Source organism: Allobosea sp. NPDC055332, from assembly GCF_053645455.1.
In genome coordinates this window covers 502,358-524,168 of sequence record NZ_JBSHMO010000003.1, presented here as the reverse complement: position 1 = coordinate 524,168, position 21,811 = coordinate 502,358, and the positions used below count along the sequence as shown (strand labels likewise).

20 protein-coding genes are annotated in these 21,811 nt (G+C 66.1%); 9 read left to right on the top strand and 11 right to left on the bottom strand.

The window, feature by feature from the left end:
* Positions 1 to 19: 19 nt before the first annotated feature.
* The 4 genes from ACWIGM_RS18810 to ACWIGM_RS18795 are packed head-to-tail and all read right to left on the bottom strand — an operon-like array spanning position 20 to position 3,776.
* Positions 20 to 808, bottom strand: coding sequence for an ABC transporter permease (locus ACWIGM_RS18810; RefSeq protein WP_454027477.1), 789 nt, complete (start codon positions 806 to 808; stop codon positions 20 to 22).
* Between the two features lies 1 nt (position 809).
* On the bottom strand, positions 810 to 1,643 hold the full coding sequence (locus ACWIGM_RS18805) for an ABC transporter permease (protein ID WP_454027476.1): 834 nt from the start codon (positions 1,641 to 1,643) through the stop codon (positions 810 to 812).
* Positions 1,643 to 2,701 (bottom strand): ABC transporter ATP-binding protein, encoded by a 1,059-nt coding sequence (locus tag ACWIGM_RS18800; RefSeq protein WP_454027475.1) that lies wholly within the window; start codon positions 2,699 to 2,701, stop codon positions 1,643 to 1,645. The genes ACWIGM_RS18805 and ACWIGM_RS18800 overlap by 1 nt, the downstream gene beginning before the upstream one ends.
* A 31-nt stretch (positions 2,702 to 2,732) precedes the next feature.
* Positions 2,733 to 3,776, bottom strand: coding sequence for an ABC transporter substrate-binding protein (locus ACWIGM_RS18795; RefSeq protein ID WP_454027474.1), 1,044 nt, complete (start codon positions 3,774 to 3,776; stop codon positions 2,733 to 2,735).
* Positions 3,777 to 3,882: 106 nt separating this feature from the next.
* On the opposite strand from ACWIGM_RS18795, the gene ACWIGM_RS18790 reads away from it, so the two are divergent.
* Positions 3,883 to 4,902 carry a GlxA family transcriptional regulator gene (locus tag ACWIGM_RS18790; protein ID WP_454027473.1) on the top strand — a complete coding sequence of 340 codons (1,020 nt, stop codon included), beginning with the start codon at positions 3,883 to 3,885 and terminating at the stop codon, positions 4,900 to 4,902.
* A gap of 428 nt (positions 4,903 to 5,330) precedes the next feature.
* Here ACWIGM_RS18790 and ACWIGM_RS18785 read toward each other — a convergent pair whose 3' ends face one another.
* Complete coding sequence (locus tag ACWIGM_RS18785; protein ID WP_454027472.1) at positions 5,331 to 5,600, bottom strand: hypothetical protein; 270 nt, start codon at positions 5,598 to 5,600, stop codon at positions 5,331 to 5,333.
* Positions 5,601 to 5,793: 193 nt separating this feature from the next.
* Between ACWIGM_RS18785 and ACWIGM_RS18780 the strand changes: the two genes are divergently transcribed.
* Complete coding sequence (locus ACWIGM_RS18780) at positions 5,794 to 6,372, top strand: PRC-barrel domain-containing protein (RefSeq protein WP_454027471.1); 579 nt, start codon at positions 5,794 to 5,796, stop codon at positions 6,370 to 6,372.
* A 60-nt stretch (positions 6,373 to 6,432) separates the two neighbouring features.
* Here the strand turns inward: ACWIGM_RS18780 and ACWIGM_RS18775 are convergent, their stop codons facing one another.
* Positions 6,433 to 7,950: an NAD(P)H-hydrate dehydratase gene (locus ACWIGM_RS18775; RefSeq protein WP_454027470.1), complete on the bottom strand. Its 1,518-nt coding sequence runs from the start codon at positions 7,948 to 7,950 to the stop codon at positions 6,433 to 6,435.
* A gap of 286 nt (positions 7,951 to 8,236) precedes the next feature.
* Here ACWIGM_RS18775 and ACWIGM_RS18770 point away from each other — a divergent pair, with 286 nt between their 5' ends.
* Both ACWIGM_RS18770 and glnA read left to right on the top strand, forming a co-directional pair.
* Positions 8,237 to 8,575, top strand: a complete 339-nt coding sequence (locus ACWIGM_RS18770) for a P-II family nitrogen regulator (protein WP_057192756.1) — start codon at positions 8,237 to 8,239, stop codon at positions 8,573 to 8,575.
* Between the two features lie 102 nt (positions 8,576 to 8,677).
* Entirely contained in the window at positions 8,678 to 10,087 is a 1,410-nt protein-coding gene (gene glnA / locus ACWIGM_RS18765; RefSeq protein ID WP_454027469.1) for a type I glutamate--ammonia ligase, read from the top strand.
* A 128-nt stretch (positions 10,088 to 10,215) separates the two neighbouring features.
* On the opposite strand, the gene ACWIGM_RS18760 is transcribed toward glnA, so the two are convergent.
* Entirely contained in the window at positions 10,216 to 11,583 is a 1,368-nt protein-coding gene (locus ACWIGM_RS18760; RefSeq protein ID WP_454027468.1) for a TIGR03808 family TAT-translocated repetitive protein, read from the bottom strand.
* Between the two features lie 173 nt (positions 11,584 to 11,756).
* Between ACWIGM_RS18760 and ACWIGM_RS18755 the strand changes: the two genes are divergently transcribed.
* Positions 11,757 to 12,860: a glycosyltransferase family 4 protein gene (locus tag ACWIGM_RS18755; protein WP_454027467.1), complete on the top strand. Its 1,104-nt coding sequence runs from the start codon at positions 11,757 to 11,759 to the stop codon at positions 12,858 to 12,860.
* Positions 12,861 to 12,864: 4 nt separating this feature from the next.
* Here ACWIGM_RS18755 and ACWIGM_RS18750 read toward each other — a convergent pair whose 3' ends face one another.
* The 3 genes from ACWIGM_RS18750 to ACWIGM_RS18740 form a co-directional block, all read right to left on the bottom strand.
* Positions 12,865 to 13,770, bottom strand: coding sequence for a glycosyltransferase family 2 protein (locus ACWIGM_RS18750; RefSeq protein ID WP_454027466.1), 906 nt, complete (start codon positions 13,768 to 13,770; stop codon positions 12,865 to 12,867).
* 6 nt (positions 13,771 to 13,776) lie between these two features.
* Positions 13,777 to 15,156 carry a hypothetical protein gene (locus tag ACWIGM_RS18745; RefSeq protein ID WP_454027465.1) on the bottom strand — a complete coding sequence of 460 codons (1,380 nt, stop codon included), beginning with the start codon at positions 15,154 to 15,156 and terminating at the stop codon, positions 13,777 to 13,779.
* 171 nt (positions 15,157 to 15,327) lie between these two features.
* Positions 15,328 to 15,528 carry a hypothetical protein gene (locus ACWIGM_RS18740; protein WP_454027464.1) on the bottom strand — a complete coding sequence of 67 codons (201 nt, stop codon included), beginning with the start codon at positions 15,526 to 15,528 and terminating at the stop codon, positions 15,328 to 15,330.
* 302 nt (positions 15,529 to 15,830) lie between these two features.
* On the opposite strand from ACWIGM_RS18740, the gene parE reads away from it, so the two are divergent.
* The 3 genes from parE to ACWIGM_RS18725 all read left to right on the top strand — a co-directional run bounded on the left by parE (position 15,831) and on the right by ACWIGM_RS18725 (position 19,344).
* A complete protein-coding gene (parE, locus tag ACWIGM_RS18735) occupies positions 15,831 to 17,894 on the top strand; it encodes a DNA topoisomerase IV subunit B (RefSeq protein WP_454027463.1) in 2,064 nt (687 codons plus the stop codon).
* A 165-nt stretch (positions 17,895 to 18,059) separates the two neighbouring features.
* Positions 18,060 to 18,974 carry a LysR family transcriptional regulator gene (locus tag ACWIGM_RS18730; protein ID WP_454027462.1) on the top strand — a complete coding sequence of 305 codons (915 nt, stop codon included), beginning with the start codon at positions 18,060 to 18,062 and terminating at the stop codon, positions 18,972 to 18,974.
* Between the two features lie 109 nt (positions 18,975 to 19,083).
* Positions 19,084 to 19,344 (top strand): hypothetical protein, encoded by a 261-nt coding sequence (locus ACWIGM_RS18725; RefSeq protein WP_454027461.1) that lies wholly within the window; start codon positions 19,084 to 19,086, stop codon positions 19,342 to 19,344.
* 3 nt (positions 19,345 to 19,347) lie between these two features.
* Here ACWIGM_RS18725 and ACWIGM_RS18720 read toward each other — a convergent pair whose 3' ends face one another.
* Entirely contained in the window at positions 19,348 to 20,226 is an 879-nt protein-coding gene (locus ACWIGM_RS18720; RefSeq protein WP_454027460.1) for an alpha/beta fold hydrolase, read from the bottom strand.
* Positions 20,227 to 20,330: 104 nt separating this feature from the next.
* On the opposite strand from ACWIGM_RS18720, the gene ACWIGM_RS18715 reads away from it, so the two are divergent.
* Complete coding sequence (locus ACWIGM_RS18715; protein WP_454027459.1) at positions 20,331 to 21,803, top strand: DEAD/DEAH box helicase; 1,473 nt, start codon at positions 20,331 to 20,333, stop codon at positions 21,801 to 21,803.
* Positions 21,804 to 21,811 lie beyond the last annotated feature (8 nt).

The following is a 21,811-nucleotide window of genomic DNA, read 5'->3' as shown; positions in this document are numbered from 1 at the left end:
AAACAGTGGGTCGAGAAGGCTATCGGCGGCGCTCGGAGAGCACGTCGAGGCCGATGGTGAGGTCGAGCAGCACGATGACGATGGCGGCGACGATGATCGTCAGGCCGGAGACCGCGGCGATGGTCGGGTCGATCGTGTACTGGACGTAGTTGAACAGCTTGACCGGGATCGTGGTCAGCTCGGCGGTCGTATTGAAGATGCTGAGCTCGACATTGATCCAGGAGGCGATGAAGGCGAAGATCGCGCCGCTGACGAGCCCGCTGCGGATCTGCGGCAGCGTCACCAGGAAGAAGGTGGTCAACGGCCTGGCGCCGAGATCGGCCGAGGCTTCCTCCAGGCTGCGCTGCTCGTCGCTGAGCTGCGGCAGCACCGCCCGCAGCACGAAGGGCATGATGATCACGACATGCCCGACCAGCAGCGCCGGGAAGCTGCGCACCAGCCCGATCGCGCTGCCATATTGCAGCAGCGCCGCGCCGAGGACGACATGCGGCAGGATCAGCGGCGACATCAGCGTCTCCGACAGGAGGCCGCGGCCGGTGAAGCGATAGCGGGCGATCGCGATCGCCGCCGGCACCGCCAGCAGAACCGCGACGATGGTCGCGGCGACCGCGAGCAGCGTGCTGATCAGGAAGGCCGAGACATAAGAGGGATCGCCGAGCATCTTGCCGTACCAGGCGAGCGTCAGGCCCTGCGGCGGGAAGGCGAGGAAGCTGGTCGTGGTCAGCGACGCCCCGACCAGGACGACGAGCGGCAACGCGAGATAGGCCAGCGCGGCGAAGGAGACGATCCGGACGAGAGCTGACACCATCTCAGGCCCTCCTCGGCTCACTGAGGCGCCCGGCGATGGCGACGAGCGCCAGCGTCAGCACCAGCATGGTGATGCTGAGCGCACCGCCATAGTTGAAGTCGAAGACCGAGCTGTATTGCTGGAAGATCAGCATCGAGAAGACGGTGATCCGCCCGCCACTGAGCAATGCCGGCGTGACATAGGCGCTGACGGCCAGCATGAAAACCATGACGGCGCCAGCCATCAGGCCGGGCAGGCTGAGCGGGAAGATGATGGTGCGGAAGGTGCCGGCCGGCGTTGCGCCAAGATCGGCGGAAGCGTGCTCCAGCGCCGGATCGACCTTGGCGAGCGCATTGCCGACGGCGAGCACGATGAAGGGAAGCAGGATGTAGACGAGGCCGATCAGGATGCCGAGCTCGGTGCCGAGGAAGCGCATCGGCCGCTCGATCAGGCCAAGCCCGATCAGCCCGTCATTGACGAGGCCGTTGCGGCCGAGCAGCACCATCCAGCCGAAGGAGCGGACGATATTGCTGGTGAACAACGGCACCACCAGCAGGATCACACAGAACCGCCGCCAGGGCCGCCATTGCACGATGCGGACGAGATACCAGGCAAGCGGATAGCCGATCAGCACGCAGACCAGCGTGGTCAGCGCCCCGATCCGGAAGGTCACCCAGAGCACGTCCCAGTGATAGGCATCGGCGAGGATGCGGACGTAATGCGCAAAGGTCAGCTGGCCCGCCGGCGTCGTCAGGCTCGCGATCAGGACGACCGCCATCGGCGCCAGGAAGAAGGCGACGAAGAAGGCCGCCGGCAGGACGCAGAGCAGCAGGACCGGGCGCAGCGCTCCGCTCATCACGCATCCCCCGGCACGAGACGCAGATCGGCGAGGCGGATATTGGCGAAGACGGGCTGGCCGGCGCTCAGACCGGCCAGGGCGGACGGGGCGAGCCGGGCGGTCAGGATGGCGCCGCCGACGGTCAGCGCGACCGAGGCATGGCTGCCGACATGGACGATCTCGGAGACGACGGCCGGCAGAGCGAGGCGCTCGGCGACGGGCTCGGTCGTGACGAGGATGTCCTCGGGTCGCAACACGCCGGTGAGATTGCCTTGGGGCGCATCGGCAGCCGGGAGGGTGATCGCGCCATCGAGCAGCGAGACGCTGCCATCGCCACACCGGTTGACCGCGAGCAGGTTGGCGTCGCCGATGAAGTCGGCGGCGAAGCGGGTCACTGGGCGGGCATAGATGTCCTGGCCACGGCCGATCTGCTCGATGCGGCCGCGGTTCATCAGCACGATCCGGTCGGCCATGCTCATCGCCTCCTCCTGGTCGTGCGTCACGAACAGGAAGGCGATACCGAGGCGATGCTGGATCTGCTTGAGTTCGCTCTGAACTTTCTTGCGCAGCTTCAGATCGAGCGCGCTCAGGGGTTCGTCGAGCAGCAGCAATTGCGGGCGGTTGACGATGGCGCGCGCCAGTGCGACGCGTTGCTGCTGCCCACCGGACAGCTGGGCCAGCAGGCGTTCGCCGAAGCCAGCGAGACCGACCAGCTCCAGCGCCTCGGCCGCGCGCTTGCCCGCCTCGTCCTTGGCGACGCCCTGTCGGCGCGGCCCATAGGCGACATTGTCGGCGACGCTCATATGCGGGAAGAGCGCGTAGTTCTGGAACACGGTGTTGAGCGGGCGCCGATAGGGCGGCAAACGCGTCACATCCTCGCCCGCCAGCCGGATCGCGCCGGCTTCGGGCGTCAGGAAGCCGGCGATGCAGCGCAGCAGCGTGGTCTTGCCGCAGCCCGACGGCCCCAGCAGGGCGATGAACTCGCCCTGCTCAACGGCGAGATCGATCGCCGTCAGCGCCGCCTGTCCGCCGAAATGCTTGGACAGGCCTTCGATGGCAAGGATGGGGGCGCTCATGCTGCGGCTCGCGATGCTCGTTGCCGTGCGCTCACTTGCGGGCGATCTGGCGGTTCCACTCGTCGACGACGCGCGAGCGCAGGCCGTTGATCTCAGCCCAGTCGAACAATTGCAGGTTCTTGACCGAGCCGGTCTCGCCCCAGGGCAGCTTGCGGGCGGTCTCGGGCTTGACCGTGACGTTCTTCACGGAGGGCCCGAGATAGAGCTTCTCGGCGAGGCAGCCGGAGGCTTCCGGCGTCAGAGCCTGGTTGATGAACTTGACTGCGGCCTCCTTCTTCGAGGTGCCCTTGACCAGATGCAGGCGGGCATCGGTCGCCCAGGCGCCTTCCTTGGGCACGACGAAGCCGATCGGCAGGCCCTTGTCGGCGAGATCCCAGGCGCCGACGTTGAAATGCGCGCCGATGATCGCCTCGCCGCTCTGATAGGCGTTGGTGGCGGCGCCCGAGGAATCGAAGAACAAAGCGGCCTTGAGCTCCTTGATCTTCTTGAAGGTCGGGGAAAGATCGCCGGCCGGATAGCCCCAGATCTTCGACAGGAACATCACGAAAGGCACGCCGGAGGAATTTGCCGGCGAGGGGATGGTGACGGCGTCCTCGAACTCTGGCTTCCAGAGATCGTTCCAGGAGGTCGGCGCGGCCTTGACCTTCTGGGTGTTGTAGGCGAGCCCGAGCGAGTAATAGCCGGTGCCGACCGCATAGGTGGTGGCGCCGCTCTTGTAGACCGCTTCCGGCAGGGTGTTGGCGAGGTTGGGGATCGCCGCCGGGTCGAGATTGTCGGTCACCTCGGCGGCAAGGGCGAGCTCGCTGATGCCGCCATCCATCCAGGCGACGTCGATGGTCGGAGCCGCCTTCTGCTGCTGCAGCTTGGCAAGCGTGACGGTCGAGGTGCCGATTTCGGCGTTGACGGCGATGCCGGTCGCCTTGGTGAAGGGCTCGGCGACGCAGGCCTTGAAGGCATCGCCCCAGTTGCCGCCATACCAGGCGACGGTGATCGATGAAGGCTGCTGCGCCAGCGCCGGGGCGGTGAGCAAGGTGGTGGCGAGCATGGCCGCGGCCAGCCGGATGGGTCGGGTCATCGTCGTTCTCCTCTGCCGAGCGTCTTTGCGCTTCTGTAGGACATGTTGGCGCGCAGGGGGCAAAAGGCACTAGAATGCGCCGGCCCAAAATTTGAATAATCACGACATGAGCACCGTGCAGCTCCATCAACCCGCCAGCGACCGGCCACAGCCCGCGCCAACGCCCGTTTCGCGGCTGCGGATCGGCTTCCTGCTGCTCGACCAGTTCACGCTCGCTGCCTTCTCCGGCCTGATCGATGTGCTGCGGCTGGCGGCGGATCATGGCGGGCGCAGCCGCCAGCTGCATGCGAGCTGGACGGTGATGAGCCTCGACGGCGAGCCACGGCGTTCGAGCTGCGGCGTCTCGGTCACGCCGAATGCGGGCCTGCTCGACCCCGCCGGCTTCGACTACATCGCCGTCTGTGGCGGCAACGACTATCTCAACGATGCGCTCCCCGAGAGCCTGCTCGGCTATCTGCGCCGGGCTGCGGCATCAGGCGTGCGTTTGCTCGGCATCTGCACCGGGACCTTCGCCATCGCCCGGGCAGGTCTTGCCGGCCCGCGCCGGGTCTGCGTGCACTGGAACGTGCTCGACGCCTTCAAGGAGCGCTTTCCCAAGGTCTCGGCCGGTGTCGAGCGGCTCTTCATCGACGAGGGCGACCTGATCACCTGCGCCGGTTCGACCGCGGCGATCGATCTCGGCCTCTATCTTGTCGCGCGCCATTGCGGCCGCGACAAGGCCCAGCAGGCGATGCGGCACATGATGCTGCAGGACATGCGCCCGGCCGAGATGCCGCAGCCGCATTTCTATGCCCAGCTCAGCCGGAACCTCGACGTCAGGGTACAGCAGGCGGCGCAGTTCATCGAACAGCGGCTCGACAATCCCCCGCCGATCGCCGCTGTCGCGCGCTATGTCGGGGTCAGCCCACGGCAGCTCGAGCGCCTGTTCGGCGCCTCCCTCGGCCAAAGCCCGGCAGCCTTCCAGCGCAAGCTCCGGCTCGAATATGCGCGGTGGCTGATTCTGAACAGCAAAAGCTCACTCACCGACATCGCCATGGGCGCGGGCTTTTCCGACAGCGCCCACCTCTCGCGGGACTTCAAGGCGGCATTCGGAGAAACGCCGCGCGCTCTACGGCAGAATGCTTAGGTGAGCCGCGCATCTCCAGCGGCGTTCAATAGTGGTGTCCGTTCTCCGGGAGACGTTTGGTGTGCGCGAATGGCACGATACGAAAGCGCAATGATCGCCGCACAACTTAGTCAGTAGAAATTGCAGCAAAGCTTCCTGCCGTGCCTCAGTCGCGGCTCCAATAGTAGGCAATCTCTCGCGCCGGTCGAAACGAGTCCTGTTACCGCGCAATAGAATCGAGTGCTGCGACCTGTGCGGTGCATCAGGAAGGCCGCGGTGTTCGCGCTCGGGACATGAATACCGAGCGGAACCTGCTGACGGCAGTCGATCAGGCTGCGTTCGAAGCAGCGGTAGAGGCGGCAAGGGAGCGCAGAGCCCGCGCGGCCACGACGCGCCACGACTGCGAGAGCAGCATCTCGGTGAAGCGAGCGCGCACAGGCCCGCCGGCTTCAGCCCAGGCGGCTGACGGCTCCGCCGCGGCGCGGCAGCGGGCGCCTCTGCGGCAAAAGCGGTGCCTCCGGGCCGGCGCCGCCATAGCCGGGCGCGATCGCCCCCGCATAGCCGTCGAGCTCCCAGCAGCGCCAGCGCTGGTATTCGGCTGCCGTCGTCCCTTCCGAGCAGACGCGCCATTGCGAGCGCTCCCAGAAGGCCGCGGCGGGCGCCGTCACCGCGGTCATGCCGAGCGCGACAAGGCCGAGAAGCGAAAGATTCCTGCTCATCCTGTCAGGCTCCGAGCGATAATGGCCAGCTGCCAGCAAAGCGCACAGCCCTTACCGAAGCGCTAAGCTGGCGCCCCGCAGACGATTCCGCCGCCGTCAAACGCCAGATGCATGACTACCCTAGCGCGAACCAAACCGCCGGTTCTGCGTTGATTGGTCATTCCGCAGATGCGGAGACGACAGGAGGACACCGATGTACAAGCGTCACGTTGCATTGACGGCTATCGGCGGCGTCATGCTTGCCGCTGCTGCCGTTGCGCAGACCAGTTCGCCCTCGAACCAGCCGCCGAGCCCGCAGCCGACCTCGCCGTCGACGAGCGCGCCGGCAGCCCGCTCCCCCGCGGCTGAGACCGCCAAGGCTCCCGAGAACAATCTCGCAGGCCAGGGCAAGTGGCGGGCTTCGAAGCTGATGGGCGTCGACATCTACGGCCCCGACAACAAGAAGGTCGGAGACGTCACCGAGGTTGTGTTCGACAAGACCGGCAAGATCGAGCTGGTCACCGTCGGCGTCGGCGGCTTCCTCGGCATCGGCGCGAAGGATGTCGCGATCCCGTTCGAACAGGTGCAGTGGAGCGAGGAGCCGATGGTCACGCCGGCCCCTGCCCCGTCGGGCGGTACCGGAGCTGGCGGCAGCAGCGCTGGTGGCAGCACTGCGATGAACGCCCCGCCGGCGGCCAAGAAGGGCCCGGAGATGTATCCGGACCATGGCAAGATCACGATGACCAAGGAGCAGCTGACGTCAGCCCCGGCCGTGACCTACGCCGCCCGCTGATATCCCTCTGATTGATCATCACAGGCTCGCCCCTTCGGGGCGGGCCTTTTTTCTGGCGGCTCAGTCGTCGAGATTCGCAAGCAGCGGCGGCAGTGCCTCCGGCAGATCGTCGGCGATGAGACCCAGACCGAGCCGCTCTCCGGCCCGCCCGTGCAGCCAGACAGCGGCGCAGGCCGCCTCGAAGGCCGGCACCTTCTGCGCCATCAAACCTGCGATGATCCCGCCGAGAACGTCGCCGGAACCGGCGGTAGCCAGTGCGGGCGAGCCGGTATCATTGATCGCTGCACGTCCATCCGGAGCGGCGATGACCGTGTCCGGCCCCTTGAGCAAGACGACTGCTCCGGTCAGCCGGGCTGCATGCCGCGCCCTCTGGAGCTTGCCACGCTCGGGTTCAAGCCCGGCAAGGTCGCCGAACAAACGTTTGAATTCGCCCTCATGCGGCGTCAACACAGCTGCACCGGCGCGCCGGTGCAGCAAGGCTGCGAAGGTCGGCCGATGCGCGCCGATATGTGTGAGTGCATCGGCGTCGAAGACGCAGGGCCAGGTTCCTCGCAGCGCGCTCGCCACCCATGATCGCGCCTCGACATCGAGACCGAGCGCCGGCCCGATCAGCAGGGCGTTGACCTTTCGCTGCGACAGCGCCGCTTCGAAGGCTGCGGTATCGGCGGCCGCCATTTGCATCAAGGCATCGGGGCCGCGCCCCGCATGCGCCATGAGCGCTTCGGGCCGGCAGATGATCGTTGCGAGGCCCGCGCCGATACGCAGCGCCGCTCGCGCGCCGAGCCGTGGCGCCCCGACGCCCGAGAGGCCGCCCGCGGCGACGGCGACCGCGCCTCGGCTGTATTTGTGAACCCCGGCGGCGTGATCCGGCAGATGAGCGCGCCAGAGGGCCGGAGCATTGCGACATGCCGCCGGGGTGCTCCCGCCTGGCATGAAGGCGATCTCGGGCCGGATGCCGATATCGGCGAGGGTGACGATGCCGCAAAGCGCCCGACCGGGATGGAGCAGATGGCCGGGCTTCAGCCGGAAGAAGGTCACCGTCTCGTCTGCGCGGACAGCCGGGCCTTGGGCCAGGCCGGTATCGCCATTGACGCCACTGGGCACGTCGACCGCCACCACCGGCTGGCCGGCGGCATTGACCCGGTCGAGCAAAGCCGCGAGTTCGCCCGCGATGGGCCGGCTGAGGCCGGCGCCGAACAAGGCGTCGACGACGAGATCATGCCGGGCAGGCTCTACCGCGTCGACGGTCGCGACCGGGCCAGTCCAGGACTCTGCCGCCAATGCGGCGTCCCCCTTCAGGGCCGCTCGCTCCCCGGCAAGCGCGAGCGTCACGCGGCAGCCGCGTTCCGCCAGCAGGCGGGCTGCGACGAAACCGTCGCCGCCATTGTTGCCGGGACCGCACAGCACGAGAATGCGCTGGCCCGGCCTGACCCGCCGCGTCACCGCGTCGGCCACCGCCCTGCCCGCCTTTTCCATCAGGACAATGCCCGGCGTGCCGGCAGCGATGGCGGCCGCATCCGCCGCCGCCATCTCGGCAACGGTGAGCACGGCGAGGGTCGAGGGATCAGCAGCGGTCATCGATCGGAGATTGTCCGCCAGCCCGGGCAATCAGGCAAGGAAGCGGGTGATACCGCCACCTGCACGCGATATAGGCATTTGCATAAATTTTAGACGGTTTTCCGCCTCTTCAACAGGCGGTTTGCCCCCTGCACCATCATGGCGGCCCGCCTGCGCCGATGCTATGAGCAGAACAGGCGAGGTTTTGCTGGACGCGCCGAGATTGATCCGGGCAGGCCGAGATGGTCAGAACGGAAGAAGGCTGCGTACAGTGGCGCAAGCTCACGCCAAGGAGGTCGATCGGCGCATGAAGAAGATCGAAGCGATCATCAAGCCCTTCAAGCTCGACGAGGTGAAGGAGGCGCTGCAGGAGGTCGGCCTCCAGGGCATCACGGTGCTCGAGGCGAAGGGTTTCGGCCGCCAGAAGGGCCATACCGAGCTCTATCGCGGCGCCGAATACGTGGTCGACTTCCTGCCGAAGGTGAAGATCGAGATCGTGCTGGCCGACGACATGGTCGAGCGCGCGATCGAGGCGATCAAGAAGGCCGCCCAGACCGGCCGCATCGGCGATGGCAAGATTTTTGTATCGAGCGTGGAGGGGGCGATCCGCATCCGCACCGGCGAGTCCGGCGCAGACGCGATCTGAGGAATTTTCCCGACACCCAAGGAATGCGCGTGCTGGCGGATTTGAAGCTCCGCAAGCCGTGTCTGTTGTGAGACCCTAGCAGTCGACAAAGGAAGTCGTGAGATGAAGAACGCCAAAGAGGTCCTGAAGGCGATCAAGGACAATGACGTCAAATACGTCGACTTCCGCTTCACCGATCCGCGCGGCAAGTGGCAGCACGTCACCTTCGACGTCTCGATGATCGATGAAGAGATCTTCGCCGAAGGCACGATGTTCGACGGCTCCTCGATCGCCGGCTGGAAGGCGATCAACGAGTCCGACATGCTGCTGATGCCCGACCCGACGACGGCCTGCATCGACCCGTTCTTCTCGGCCTCGACCATGGTCATCAACTGCGACGTGCTCGAGCCGGCCACCGGCGAGCCCTATAGCCGCGACCCGCGCGGCATGGCCAAGAAGGCCGAGGCGTATCTGAAGTCGACCGGCATCGGCGACACCGTTTATGTCGGCCCCGAAGCCGAATTCTTCGTCTTCGACGACGTCAAGTTCTCGGCCGATCCGTACAACACCGGCTTCAAGCTGGACAGCGTCGAGCTGCCGATCAACGGCCAGACCGAATACGAGGGCGGCAATCTCGGCCACCGCATCGCGATCAAGGGCGGTTACTTCCCGGTTCCGCCGCAGGATTCGGCGCAGGACATGCGCGGCGAGATGCTCGCGGCCATGGCGGCGATGGGCGCCAAGGTCGAGAAGCACCACCACGAGGTCGCCTCGGCCCAGCATGAGCTCGGCTTGAAGTTCGACACGCTGACCCACATGGCCGACACCATGCAGGTCTATAAGTACGCGATTCACAACGTCGCGCAGAGCTACGGCAAGACCGCGACGTTCATGCCCAAGCCCGTCTATGGCGACAACGGCTCGGGCATGCACGTCCACCTGTCGATCTGGAAGGGTGGCAAGCCGCTCTTCGCCGGCAACAAGTACGCCGACCTGTCGCAGGAGTGCCTGTGGTTCATCGGGGGCGTGATCAAGCACGCCAAGGCGCTGAACGCCTTCACCAACCCGTCGACCAACTCCTACAAGCGCCTGGTCCCGGGCTATGAGGCCCCGGTGCTGCTCGCCTATTCGGCGCGCAACCGCTCGGCCTCGTGCCGTATTCCGTGGACGACCTCGCCGAAGGCCAAGCGCGTCGAGGTCCGCTTCCCCGATCCGATGGCGAACCCCTATCTCGCCTTCGCCGCGCTGACGATGGCCGGTCTTGACGGCATCCTCAACAAGATCGATCCGGGCCCGGCGATGGACAAGGATCTCTACGATCTGCCGCCGCGCGAGCTGAAGAAGATCCCGACCGTCTGCGGCTCGCTGCGCGAGGCGCTCGACGCGCTCAAGAAGGACAACGCCTTCCTCAAGGCCGGCGGCGTCTTCACCGACGACTTCATCGAGAGCTATATCGAGCTCAAGATGCAGGACGTCGCGCGCTTCGAGATGACGCCGCATCCGGTCGAGTTCACGATGTACTATTCCTACTGAGCCTTAAAGCTCAGACCAGGATTTCCTCCCGACTGCGGCGATCCGCAGTCCACCTTGCGAACCGGGGCGGCGACGCCCCGGTTTTTTTGTCGAAGTGGCAGGCGCGAGCAGCGCCGCGCAACAAGCGGCTAGAGATAGCGGTTGTGGCCGAAGGTGACGCTGCCGGCGGTCGTGGCGAGGCTGTTGCCGTACTCGACCGTGCCGACACGGTTCATCGTCGTGCCGGTGAAGACGGTGGGCACGATGCCGCCCAGGCTGGCGCCGTTGACGATATTGCCGGAGACGACGATTGAGCGGCCACCATTTGACACGGCCTCGTTCGAGACGCCGATGCCGATCGGCGCGTTGCGGACCAGGTTACCAGTGACGACCAGCCCATGTGCCGCGGTGTTAATGCCCGCCTGGATGCCGACCCGCGCAGCGCCTTCGATGAGGTTGCCGGATACGACGCAATCCTGCTCCACGACGATGCCGTTGCCGACGGTGGAAGGCGGGAAGTAACCGGGATCAGGAATCGGATTGTCCTGTGCGTTGGAGATCCGGTTGCCCTCGATGACCACGCTGCGCGAGACGCCGTCACTGAACTGGCCGGAGTTGGCGACATTGATGCCGTTGCCGACGGTGTCCAAGCTGTTGTTCGAGACGATGCAGCCAGTCAGGTCGATGCCGGGTCCAGGCGCTTCGATGAAGATCGCGACTTCGCGTGTGTTGAAGATATTGTTGTTCGAGATGTTGAAGAGCCCGCCGCCATTGCAGCGGACGGCAGAGTACTTGGTGTTGAAGATCTTGTTGTCGGTAACGGTGACGCCGATCGCCCGGAAGACGCTGACGCCATTCCCGTTCTGACCGGTTCCGCCGGCAAGCGTCTCGATGCCATTGATCAGGTTGCCGGATATCGTCGAGCTATCGCCGGTAATCGTACTCCGCCAAACAGCGATACCATTGTTCGACATGCTGGAAATCGTGCTCGACAGGACGCTGATCTTGGCGTCTTCGCTCCAGATGCCAACGGAATGATGCTCGAAGGTCGAGGACCGGAAGACCGCCTCGGCTCCGCCGGCGACGTAGGCGCCGATGCCCGGCGAATTCACGACGCGGCAATTCTCGAAGCTGACGCCGTTCGCATTGTTGGATACGGCGATGAAGGCCGGACGCTGGAAGACATAGTCGGTCAGGGCGCGGCCTTGGCCATCGAAGGTGATGCCTTCAAACTGGACATAGGTCTGCCCTTCGATTCGAAGGAAAGTGTTCACGCCGTTGAAGCGCAGCACCACCGATCCGGGGACTGCCCGGGCGTAGAGCGGCTTGCCGCCGCCATTGCTCGGCAGAACGGTGGTCGTGCCGGAGTCGTAGACGCCAGGCTGGAAGAACAACGGTCGCCCCTGGTTGCGGGCGTAGTCGAAGACGGTCTGCAAATCCGTGAACGCTGTCCAGCCTGCGCTGGCCGCAGCGGTTCGGGCCACAACGGTATCATCGAACAATGCGAATGAGGGCATATGAATCTCCTCAAGAGGATCGAAACATAACGTGAACAAACTAGGCAATTATTCCTAAACTGTCAACCCCGCGAATGACGTCGCGCGTGACGCGGAAGAGTCTCGCGTAACGTGACCTTCAGCCTTTTTGGCCATGCTCGCGCGCCAAACGTCCGCAGCGAGGCCCCGCTCCCTTGAAGGTCATTTCGATCAATGGTCGCTTTCTCGGCCAACCGCTGACCGGAGTTCAGCGCTTCGCGCGCGAACTCACGGCTGCGCTCGACAGGCGCATCGGACAGGGCTCGCTGCCGTCGGCACTTCAGGATGCGCGTTGGCGCATCCTCATGCCGGAAGGCGTGACAGCCGACCTGCCGCTCCGGAACATCGCTTCCATCCAGATCGGCCGATCATCCGGGCATTTCTGGGAGCAAACCACGCTCGCCCGCGAAACCCGCAACGACATTCTCGTCGGCTTCGGCGGTAGTGGCCCCCTCTTCCATCGTCGCCAGCTGGTGATCATTCACGACGTCACGATCTTCCGCCATCCGGAAGCCTTCACACGCAGTTATCGCGCAACCCATGCGCTCCTTGGCTTCACGCTGGCCCGTACGGCTCGGATCGGCACCGTTTCGCACTTCTCTCGGGAGGAGCTGAGCAAGGTCTTTCGGATCCCGCGCAACGCAATAGCCGTGATCCACAATGCACCGGACCATTTCGCCGCGCTCGAGCCGGACAATTCGGTGCTGGACCGGCTAGATCTACATAGTAAGAATTTTTTCCTTCTAGTCGGCACCCTCAAGCCGAACAAGAACATCGCCTTCGCCGTCGATGCCTTCACCGCGCTCGGATTGCGCGATTGGAGCCTGGTCATCGTCGGAAGCATCGAACCCGGCGTGTTCAGAACCACGACCATCGGCGCGGCAGATAATCTGCTCTTTCCGGGACGCCTGTCGGATGCCGAGATCGCGGCGCTGGAGCAGCGCGCCGGGGCATTCGTCTTCCCCAGTCTCTATGAAGGCTTCGGCATTCCGCCGCTGGAAGCGATGACCCAAAGCTGCCCCGTGCTCGCAGCCGACATTCCTCCGGTTCGGGAGGCCTGCGGCGAGGCCGCGCTCTATTTCGATCCACGCGACCAGGACAGCCTGATGCGGGCGATGCGGCAGATCGTCGACAGCCCGCAGAAGCGGACGGAGCTGATCGCGAAAGGCAGCGCCAATGTCGCGCGTTTTTCCTGGGAGAAGAGCGCGGACGCGTTGCTGGCCGTGGTCGCGGACATGGCAGAGCCGAACGCGCGCTGAGCCCTCAGTCCAGAGACAGGATGCGTAACGGATCGATCCGGCCGCGAGCGCAATCCCACAAGGCAAGCAGATTGCCTTTCAACCGGCCGCGCCGATCGACCATGCCTTGCGGTCCGAGGCTGCCGAGAAGATTGGCCCCGGCATTCCCGATGGCAAAGCGCAGGGCCCGCGGCCACCGCATGGTGCCCTTGCGCGCGACATAGATCGTGTTCGCGATCTGCGAGTAGCCGAAGCGGAGGCCGGATGTGCGGCCGCGCTTGACGCCACGGTGCACGCCGCGCAACGCGGTGGAGAGCACGATCCGGCCCCTGCCAGCCAGCTGGCCGGAGAAATCGATATCCTCGTGCCAGCCATACAGCGGCAGGTTCTCATCGAAGCGGGCCCCGATGTCGCTGATCGCAGTCATCCTGAAGGCCATGTTGCAGCCATAGACGTTCTCGATCGGCAACAGGTCGGACTCGTCCGGCGGCTGGTCGTTCGCCAGAATGGCGAGCGCCTCGGGCAAGCCGATGCCCGAGCCGCGTATTCCGTCGGCCAGGACATGGCCGGTCGCGGCGATAATGTCCGGATAGCGCCGGAACAGCCGCTCGGTTTCGGCGATGAAGTGATCGGCCGGCAGATAGTCATCGTCCAGGAACAGGATCAGATCGGCGTCGCCTGCGGCATCGAGGATGGCGTTGCGCTGCGCACTCGACCCTCGTGGGCCATCGATGCGCTCTACGGGAATCGCAAGGCTCGCCGCATGGTCCCAGTCGACGTCGTCGGGGGCAACGGGGCAGATCAGGATGCGCTCCGGGCGGCGCTCCTGCCGCTCGAGCTGCGAGAGCGTTTCCCGCAGGACCTCGCGACGCCCCGTCGTGGCGATGCCGACGACGATGACGGCGGATTCGATGGGGGAGTTATCGGCCATGGTGCCTCAACGCGCGATCCAGCGGACAAGGGTGGACAAGGGATAGCCGCCGACAACAATCGTCGCAGCGAGCGCCGCGGCGGTCGACGGCAGGAGATCGCCCGCAAACCAGGAGGCGCTCAGCCAGGACAGCAGAAGTGCGGCTCCGGACAGCATCACTGGCGTCCAGGGCATGACGAAAGGCTGCCCGCGCAGCATCAACACGCCGATCGCCATCGCGACGGCGGCACCGCCAGCCGCTCCTGCGGCGATCGCCAAATCGGTGCCGGCAAAGAGCGCAACCGCCGCCAGAGCGCCGGCGCAGGTCAGGATGCAATCGAGTGTCGCCAGCCCGATGATGGCGGTCAGGCGTCGCTGCAGGTGCGCCGGTGTCGGCAGCAAGGTGCTGATGAGGGCCCGCAGCAGCGCCAGCAACAGGACGAATGGCGCTGTCCGCAGGAACGAGGCCTGCAACCCGGCCGGGATGACGGCCCAGCTCGCAAAGCCGAGCAGGGCGACCACGCCGGCAGCACCGATCAGGGAGAAGCCAGTCAGCATCGCATAATAGCGGCCGAGTTCCGTCCGGATCACCTCGGCATCGCCCTTGCGGTCGAACAGCGCGACCAGTTCCGGATAGCGGATCGCCTGCAGAGACGACACGATCATCACGAAGGGACGCTGCAGGAGGTCGAGCGCCAGCATCGGCCCCGCGGCAGCCGTGCCGAGGGCGTTGAGCAGGATAGCCTTGAGGCCCAGCGGCGTGAGCAGGTTCGCGACGCCGGCGGCCGCGGAGACGCCGCCATAGACGAGGTTCCGCCTCACGATGTCGGCACGCCAACATGCGAAGACAGGCAGGATATGGCGCGCTCGCGCCCAGGCCAGGGCACAATAGATCAGGTTGCCAGCGAGGATCCCCGCGAGGACGTGGCCGAAATCGGCATGGATCACGGCGCCGGCGATCGTGGCCGCCGCCAGGATCGTGGCGCGCGCGCCCTGCAGCCAGGAGAACAGCCGGAATTCCTGGCGGAAGCGCAGCATGGTCAGATGCAGCTCTCCCACCCCCTGCAGGATCGCCACCACGCCTGCAATCAAGCCGAGCCAGATCGAGACTCCGAAGAGCGGCGCGACGAGAGTGACAAGAAGGCAAAGGGCCGCACTGCCCGCGAGTTCGGCTACGATGACGCCGCGCTCGGTCCGTTCGCTCTGGTCATCCGGCCCTGGATAGAAGCGGCTGCAGGCCGCGCGGATCCACTGGAAGCAGGCAATGTCCGCGAACTGGGCGATGGAGATGAACAGCGAATAGGCTGCGTAGTCAGAGGCCGGCAGCAGGTTGGAAACGGCAATGAGCAGGCCGAGGGCAAGGACGGACTGATAGAGATAGGACCCCAGTGCGGCGATCTTGGCCATCGCCGCCTCAGATTGTCCGCCGCGGCACGATCTTTCCCAGCTGAAGGGTGTTTTTGACCTTCCCCCCAACCTTCTCGATCGAGCCGCAATCGCCGACGATCACCACGCGCATGCCGAGCCTCCCATCGAGGCTCTTCTAGCGCTCAAAGATTGAGGAAGCGCTGACGCGGCTCAGCGCAGGGCGACGACCACCAGGCCCAACAGTGCGACGATCGCAGCGCCCCACCAGAGCCGGCGCAGCTGAGCGGCTTCGACGTCGTGTCGCGTCTCGAAGCCCGAGAGTTCCTCATAGGCGAAGGATTCACCAGCAAAGCGCGCGGCCCGCTCGAGGCCGGCGATACGGATCTTGGGAACTGCGGAACGCGACGCCACGTGACCTTCCCCCTTGGTGCCAGCTTAGCCGAATGCGCGGCCGGGACCAGTCCCGATTCGCCTGTCGATGATGAGACCCCGGCCGTTAACGGCTGCTGAACCGGCGAGCGGCGAGCGCGGCTCCACGAGGCGGCTGTGCCATCCCGGGATGACACTTCGGCGACGGCCTCGCTCATCCTGACTTTCGGCGGCGGTCCGATCGGTTTATTGCGGAGAAGCGGCGGGTTATAGGGGCTCCGGCAAGCGGCCGCCGGGCCGATACGATATCCTGCAGGCCAAGCGAATCAGCGAGCGCGGTGACGATGACGGACGATCTCTTCGGCGAAGACGGCGGCAAGGATGCGCGCGCGGAAGCGCCTGCGCCCGCCCCTGCGCCGAAGCCGGCCGCACGCCCTGCCCCGGCTCCCCGCAGTGGCACGCCGTCCGAGGCAGGCTACGACGCCTCCGCGATCGAGGTCCTCGAAGGGCTGGAGCCGGTGCGGCGCCGGCCGGGCATGTATATCGGCGGCACCGACGAGCGGGCGCTGCATCACCTTTTCGCCGAGGTGATCGACAACGCCATGGACGAGGCCGTCGCCGGCCACGCCAGCTTCATCGATGTCGAGCTCTTCGCCGACGGCTCGCTCGCCGTTACCGACAATGGCCGCGGCATGCCGATCGACCCGCATCCGAAGTTCCCGGACAAGTCGGCGCTCGAAGTGATCATGACGATCCTGCACGCCGGCGGAAAGTTCGACTCCAAGGTCTACGAGACCTCGGGCGGCCTGCACGGCGTCGGCGTCTCCGTCGTCAACGCACTTTCCGACCTGGTCGAGGTCGAGGTCGCGCGCGGCCAGATGCTCTACCGCCAGAGCTTCTCGCGCGGCATCCCGCTGGGGCCGCTGGAGACCGTCGGCCGGGCGCCGAACCGGCGCGGCACCCGCGTGCGCTTCCATCCCGACGCGCAGATCTTCGGCGAAGGCGCGCATTTCGTCCCGGCGCGGCTGTTCCGCATGGCCCGCTCCAAGGCCTATCTGTTCGGCGGCGTCGAGATCCGCTGGCGCTGCGCGCCCTCGCGCTTGCAGCCGGAAGGCGATGTCGCGGCCGAGGCGGTGTTCAAGTTTCCCGGGGGATTGCGCGACTATCTCGCCCGCGAGATCGAGGGCAAGGACCTCGTTGCCGAGCCGATCTTCTCAGGCAAGATCACCAAGGAAGGCGGCCACGGCTCGCTCGAATGGGCAGTGGCCTGGCTCGCGACCGGTGAGGACGGCTTCTCCTCCTCCTATTGCAACACCATTCCAACGCCCGAAGGCGGCACGCATGAATCCGGCCTGCGCATCGCCCTGCTGCGCGGCCTGCGCGATCATGCCGAGCGCATCGGCCAGTCAAAGCGCATGGCGCAGGTCACTGCCGACGACGTCATGGCGACCTGCGCCGCCATGCTCTCGGTCTTCATCCGCGAACCGGAATTCCAGGGCCAGACCAAGGACAAGCTGGCGACGTTGGAGGCGGCACGCATCGTCGAGAACGCGATACGCGACGCTTTCGACCATTGGCTCGCCGCCTCGCCGCAGCAGGCGCTGAAGCTGCTCGACTGGTCGGTCGACCGGGCCGAGGAACGCCAGCGCCGCCGCCTCGAGAAGGAAGTCTCGCGCAAGACCGCGACGCGCAAGCTGAGGCTGCCCGGCAAGCTCGCCGATTGCAGCAATGCCGGCGCGGCAGGCTCCGAGCTGTTCATCGTCGAGGGCGATTCCGCCGGCGGCTCGGCCAAGCAGGCGCGCAATCGCGCTAACCAGGCGATCCTGCCCCTGCGCGGCAAGATCCTCAACGTCGCCAATGCGACGCGCGAAAAGCTCAACGCCAACCAGCAGCTCGCCGACCTGATCCTGGCGCTGGGCTGCGGCATCGGTACTCAGTTCCGTGAAGACGACCTGCGTTACGAGAAGGTCATCGTGATGACCGACGCCGACGTCGACGGCGCCCATATCGCCTCGCTCCTGGTCACGTTCTTCTGGCGCCAGATGCCGCGCCTGATCGAGAAGGGGCATCTCTATCTGTCCGTGCCGCCGCTCTATCGGCTGCGTCATGGCACCAAGTCCGTCTACGCCCGTGACGATGCCCATAAGGACGAGCTGATCGAGACCGTCTTCAAGGGCAAGAAGCCGGAGATCGGCCGGTTCAAGGGCTTGGGCGAGATGATGCCGGCCGAGCTCAAGGAGACCACGATGGACCCGAGCAAGCGCTCCTTGCTCAAGGTCATGGTCGACCACGAGGCGAAGGAAGAGACCTCCGACACGGTCGAGCGGCTGATGGGCAACAAGCCCGAGGCACGCTTCCTCTTCATCCAGGAGCGGGCCGCCTTCGCCGGTGAGTTGATCGACCTGTGAGATCCTGTTCCGGCGGCTTGCGTGCGGGGCTCCCCTGCAGCTCTGCCGGGCTGTCTCAAAGCATGCATGCGCTCATCTTGCGCGCATGCCGACCGATCCGCACGACACCGACCATGATCCCGCCCCGCGCCGCAGCCCGCCGGCTCCTCTCTGGCCCCTGAGCGCATGGGCGAGCCTCCTGCCTCTCCACCTCGACGCGATACCCTGGCCTCGGCCCAGACCTCTCTCTGGGCCGATCTCGAGATCTTCCACGCCATCGCCGCCGCGGGCGGCCTCGCTCTGGCAGCGTCTGCGCTCGGACTGAGCGAGACGACGGTCGCGCGGCGCCTGAAAGCCTTCGAGGCGCGGCTCGGCCTGCCGCTGTTCAAGCGCGGGGCCAACCGGTTGATCCCGACTGAGATCGGCCTCTCGCTCGCCGAGGATGCGGCAGCGGCGGCCGAAGCGGTCGCGCGCTTTAAGACGCGGGCGAACGCCGCCCGCGCCCGCGACGACGCTCCCGTCCGCATCACGGCGACGACCTCGATCAGCCTGTTCCTGACCCAGCACGCCGCCCGCCTCTCGGCTGCTGCGGGTGGCATCGAGATCGTCATCATCAGCACGCGCGAGCGGCTCGACCTGGCCCGCGGCGAGGCAGAGATCGCGATCCGCATGCGCAAGCCGCCGGCAGATGCCGGCTATTTCGGCCAGAAGGTCGGCAAGCTCGCCCAGGCCTTCTATGTCCGGCGCGACGTCGATCCGGCGACCGCGCCGGTGATCTCGGTGAGCCGGGATGTCTCTTCGCGGATCGAGCAGCACATCCTCGCCTGGGCGGCCGGACGGCCGATCGCCGCCCGCGTCGGCGATTCCGCCGCGCGCTATGAGAGCATCCGCTCGTCCGGCGCGGTCTCGATGGCGCCCTGCTTCCTGGCGGATGCCGATGCGGGGCTGATCCGGCTGGAGGAGCCGCCTGAGGCAACCGCCGACGAGATCTTCCTGGTCTCGCATGAGAGCAGCCGACAGCGACAAGCCGTGCTGGCCACGCTCGAAGCGCTGCGCAAGCTGTTCCGTGAACACCGGGCCAGGCTCGAAGGGCACGCCTGAAAGATTGTCCCGGCAGCGGAGACAAACCGCTAACCAAGTTTTTACAGCAGCCGGCGCAGAGTTTCCTCACCGGCGCCTGGCGCCTCTTCTTGACACTTGGAGAGCAGCGATGCGTCTCGTCATCGCCTTCCTGCGCAATCAGCGTGGCACTATGGTCGCCGATGTCGCCAAGGCCGGCGCGGCGATCGCCTTCCTTTCCGTCATCGCCGCCAACTTCGTCTCGAGCCATACGGCCCAGCTCGACCGCGACGCAATGCGCCAGGCCGCCCAAGCCGCGGCCAAGGGCCAATCATTCGATCCCGTGACCACCGGCTCGATCGTCAAACGGGCCGCTGAGACCAGGCTCGACCCTTGCGTGGCCCCGCGCTGAGGCTCAAGCGAGCCAGTCGAGCAGCGCCGACGTCACCAGCCCTGGCGCCTCCAGCGTCGAGAGATGGCCGCAGCCCGGTATTTCCAGATAACGCGCCTTCGCCCCGATGCCGGCGGCGATCTCGCGCGCTTCGTCCGGCGAGGTGATCGCGTCCTCTGCGCCGACGACGACCAGCGCTGGAACCGAGATCGTACCGAGGACAGGCCGCGCATCGGACCGGCCCATGATCGCACGCTGCTGACGGATGAAGCCGGCTGCCCCCACGGCCTCCGCCATTGCTTTCACTTCGAGCCGCAATGCCTCGTCAACAAGCCGGCCGGGTGCGACCAGCTTTTGCCAGAGCACGGTCACGACATTGTCGAAGGCGCCCTTCTCGGCCAGCGCGATCATCTGCTCACGCGATGCGTTGGTCTCAGAGGTCGGCGGCTTGGCAGTGGTATTGAGCAGAGCCAGCCGCGTCACACGCTCGGGCGCGCGCCGCATCGTTTCGAAGGCGATATAGCCGCCCATCGACAATCCACAGAGCGCAAAGCGCTCCGGTGCCGCTGCCAGCAACCGCTCGACCATGCCGGCAATCGTGGCGTCGACGGTGTTGTCGGCGACGAGAATCTGCCGGCCCGACGCCAAGGCCGGCCATTGCGGGGCATAGAGTGCCGGCGTGCTGTTCACCGCGGGGATCAGGACGAGCGGCTCCGGAATCCCGGTCTGAGTCGCAAGCATTCTTGAGCAACCTCGCTGGAGCCGAACTCGATCAGGTTCGATCATTCTGATCGATGAATCGGTCTCCTCTTTCGGATGGATACCAGCTTTATCGATCAGTCTGAGATGCAAGCTGATCGGAACAGGCCCTAGAATGTTGACTTTGCCCTGTTTTTTCTGCATTCCACGGGCGTCCGAAGGCGCGCAGGCAAGCAAAGTCGCGCCACCGTCGCGGTTGAACGGTCATCCCGCCACGTGTCACCGACCCTTGAGAAGCGCAACCCTCGATGTCTTTTGCCGAACTCGGCCTGAGCGATAAAGTTCTCACCGCGGTCTCGACCGCCGGCTATACGACGCCCACCCCTATCCAGGCCCAGGCCATCCCGCACGTACTCGCCCGCAAGGACGTGCTCGGCATCGCCCAGACTGGCACCGGCAAGACCGCTGCCTTCACCCTGCCGATGCTGACGATCCTGGAAACCGGCCGCGCCCGTGCCCGGATGCCACGCACGCTGATCCTCGAGCCGACGCGGGAACTCGCCGCCCAGGTCGAGGAGAATTTCGTTCGCTACGGCGTCAACCAAAAGCTTTCGGTGGCGCTGCTGATCGGCGGCGTCTCCTTCGGCGACCAGGATGCCAAGATTACCCGCGGCGTCGATGTGCTGATCGCGACGCCCGGCCGCCTGCTCGACCATGTCGAGCGCGGCAAGCTCCTGCTCACCGGCGTCGAACTGCTCGTCATCGACGAAGCCGACCGCATGCTCGACATGGGCTTCATCCCGGACATCGAGCGTGTCTGCAAGCTGGTGCCGTTCACGCGCCAGACGCTGTTCTTCACGGCGACGATGCCGCCGGAGATCACCCGGATCAGCGAGCAGTTCCTGCATAATCCGGTGCGCATCGAGGTCGCCAGGCCGGCGACCGCCGCCGCGACGATCACCCAGCGCCTGGTCGCCTCGCATAACCAGGATTACGAGAAGCGCGACACGCTGCGCCGGCTGATCAAGGATGCCAAGGACCTGCAGAACGCGATCGTGTTCTGCAACCGCAAGCGCGATGTAGCAACGCTGCACAAATCCCTGCAGAAGCATGGCTTTCCGGCCGTGGCCCTGCATGGCGACATGGATCAGTACGCCCGCATGGCGGCGCTCGACTCCTTCCGTACCGGCGAGAACCCGATCCTGGTCGCCAGTGATGTCGCGGCGCGCGGGCTCGACATTCCGGCCGTTAGCCACGTCTTCAATTTCGACGTGCCGACCCATGCTGAGGACTATGTCCACCGCATCGGCCGCACGGGCCGCGCCGGTCGTGAAGGTGCGTCCTTCACCATCGTCACCCGGCACGACGACAAGCTCGTCGCCGCGATCGAGAAGCTGACCGGCCAGAGCATCGAATGGGCCGGGCCGGGCCTTGAGAGCCTGCCGGCGGCAGAACCGCGCGAGGAGCGCCGTGGTGGCCGCCGCGGCGAGGAACGGCGCGAAGGCGGACGTCCCCGGCGTGGCCGCGATGGCAAGCCGGCGCGGACGGAAAGCCGGCCCGAGCGGAGCGAGAGCCGGCCCGAGCGGGCCGAGCCCGAAGCTGTGCGCGGCAATGATGCTCCGCGCTCGCCGCGCCGCGAAGAGGCCTCCGGCAACGGCGCCCCGCGTGGCGGCAACCGGGGCCGCTCGCCGCGCCGTGACGACCTCGACGATGGCCCGCAGGTCAAGGGCCTCGGCGACCACGTGCCTGCCTTCCTGCTGCGCCCTGTCCGCGTCGGCTGAATCAGGCA